The organism is Vibrio sp. VP6 (assembly GCF_028823755.1).
Taxonomy (GTDB): Bacteria; Pseudomonadota; Gammaproteobacteria; order Enterobacterales; family Vibrionaceae; genus Vibrio; species Vibrio parahaemolyticus.
In genome coordinates this window covers 1-2,533 of the sequence record NZ_JAPEID010000109.1, presented here as the reverse complement: position 1 = coordinate 2,533, position 2,533 = coordinate 1, and the positions used below count along the sequence as shown (strand labels likewise).

Below are 2,533 nucleotides of genomic sequence, written 5' to 3'. Positions count from 1 at the left end.
CGGGCGTCATGTCCCGAGAGCTGGATGTCGCGCGCTCGGTTTTGGTTCTTGATACACTTGCGCAGAGTTTTTGGTTTCTGTGCTTTATTTTTAAGCAGCGAACTTTACAAGTCATAAATACTTTTCTTCATTCAACAGATAAAAAGGATAAAAGCCTGACACATTAAGTTGTCCCAGCTTATGAACAACGCCCCGCCTCGCCGCTTTGCGATAGGGTGTGATTGAGAGAATATTGTGGGCTTCTCTCGTTGAAAGTTCTGAAATCCGCATCATGTCGTCTCACGACGAGCGCGATAGCGGCGAACTTTCAGCCAGTGGCGCAAGTTATTAAAGAGCGATGCTGTGTAAACGAACAGTGTAAAAGTATAATAGGCGACAATGTGAATTTATGTAAAGTACAAAACTACATAAACGCACTTAAATTTACATAATTTTCCTGCAAGTAAAGAGATAATATAAGCAATGTAAATTTTTGCATTGTTTTTATATGGCTGTGGGAAATATGACAAGCATCGGTATTCGTATAAAAGAATTACGAAATTTACGTGGCTTTAGTCAGGATGAACTTGCGCATAAGTTGAATCTGACAAAATCAACCATATCGCAATGGGAATTGGGAAAAGCCTATCCAAAAAGGAAGAATATTATTCAACTGTCAGACTTTTTTGATGTTGCAGTTGAGTTTTTAGAGCATGGGATTCGCTCTGAATCAGAGCTGAAAGAAAGTAAAAATGCAGACTATCATAATGAAATTAAAACAATTCCGTTTTATCATCATGTAAATGCAACTGCTGGAAATGGTGTTTGTAATAGCAATGAATCTCACCGTTTTATTCATATTAAAGATCTCCCTTGTTTAGATATTCAGTCTCTTTTTTGCATTACAGCATCAGGAGATAGTATGGAGCCTGTAATCAAACATGGTTCCTTACTCGTCATTGATAGCTCACAAACGCATATTGTTGATGGGAAAATGTATGTTTTTCAACAAGATGATTTCTTGAGAGTTAAAATATTCTCGTATGAAAAAAATCAAATAAGAGTAAGTAGTTATAATAAAGAATATAGTGATGAGCTTTATCGATTTGATGAGTTGACTAATTTGAAAATTATAGGGAAAGTAGTTTGGTTTTCGACTAGAATCGACTAAATTGTACTTTACTCTTTTGGGTGTTTTGTTAAAATTACTATCAAGTTTTGGAGTAAAAGTGCATTACATAGCACGCTAACTACATAGTTTTCTATGTAGTGTATTTTTCAGAACTAGAATGTGTCAGACCCTCAATCTGACTACATAGCATTCGCAAACGAACCGCCTTCCCACACGTAGGCGGTTTTTTTGTGCCTAAAATTCAAGCAGTTGATCTTTTTGATTTTTTTCTATAAAGTCAAAGGATATTGGTTTGGAGTGAGACCCGAACCACCCCTAAAACGTGTGGAATATAACATGACTTTATCTAATTTTCTCAGACAGCAGAATCAGTGTACTCCTATTCCCCACGGTTTTATAGTGGCTAAATTGGGAAGAATAAACGCTGAGGGTTTGTCTGATGCCTGTCTCTGAGCACTACACCTCTCAAACAGTTTCAGATCTTGCTCAAGAAGCACAAGACCACATTCGCGCTCAACGAAAAAAAACGAGCGCAGCGTATCGAGCAGCTCGACAAGCGCGAGTTCGTGAGTGTATTGATATTCATCACGCCGCTATTGAAGCTGAAAAAGCACGTCTGAAAGCTAAGGGTAAACCGAATCCTAACTATCAAATAGGCTTCACTAAGCGACGTGTACTACGAGACAAAGAGAATCCAAGAGCTGTTCCTCTTCCCACTGAATTTGCAATGATCCTAAAAGCGTGTGAGGAGTTTATCGATAATCCTAGGCGCTTTCATGCTTTGTATACGTGGGTTCCTGAAATGAGAAATCGTCAGGCTCGTGAACTCGTGGCTAGGGTGCTAGCTTGTCTTTTAGCTAACACGGATATGATCAGTGGCCGTGTCGGTGAACCGTCCCCACAGGGAATGAAACCATTAAGTTACCATCAGTTTCATGAAGATCATGCGTTGCGTTTTGGGAAGTACATTGCGCCTAAATCGTTTAATAAGGCCGTTGGGTATCTTAAACGTGCGGGTTACTACAACTCTGAATCTATTAATATTCCTATCGGAGATTCTGAGGGAACTGTCCGCGGTGCTCCTGCTTATAAACAATTCTCTGAAACGTTCTTTAATGATTTAAAAGTCGTTCGTTATAAAAATGTAGCTGAATCCATCATCGAGACTCGTGCGCGTCAAATTAAAGATGGACTGCGCCATGCATGGGTGAGTTTCAGGGATATGGCAAACGGCGTAGTACAACGCTATTTGAATGCAAACAAGTTTGAGCAAGTTGCTGAATCAAATTTGCGTGTATTTGAAGCATATACTCCCCAAATATCATTGAATCCACACTAACCATCATCATTCGAATCCGCGCAAGCGGAGGATTTCGCTCGTCTGAAGCTCATTTAAGGGATGTAGGTCACGTTTTTTTTAAT

2 protein-coding genes are annotated in these 2,533 nt (G+C 39.4%); both read left to right on the top strand.

Annotation, left to right across the window (positions count from 1 at the left end):
• The first annotated feature begins 502 nt into the window (after positions 1 to 502).
• Positions 503 to 1,150 (top strand): XRE family transcriptional regulator, encoded by a 648-nt coding sequence (locus tag OU793_RS24080; protein WP_025983428.1) that lies wholly within the window; start codon positions 503 to 505, stop codon positions 1,148 to 1,150.
• A gap of 400 nt (positions 1,151 to 1,550) precedes the next feature.
• On the top strand, positions 1,551 to 2,450 hold the full coding sequence (locus OU793_RS24075; RefSeq protein ID WP_017449275.1) for a hypothetical protein: 900 nt from the start codon (positions 1,551 to 1,553) through the stop codon (positions 2,448 to 2,450).
• Positions 2,451 to 2,533 lie beyond the last annotated feature (83 nt).

What these genes read in the sequence shown, in the direction of transcription:
- OU793_RS24080 (WP_025983428.1), top strand. Translation starts at nt 503, where the DNA reads ATGACAAGCATCGGTATTCGTATAAAAGAATTACGAAATTTACGTGGC.
- OU793_RS24075 (WP_017449275.1), top strand. Translation starts at nt 1,551, where the DNA reads ATGCCTGTCTCTGAGCACTACACCTCTCAAACAGTTTCAGATCTTGCT.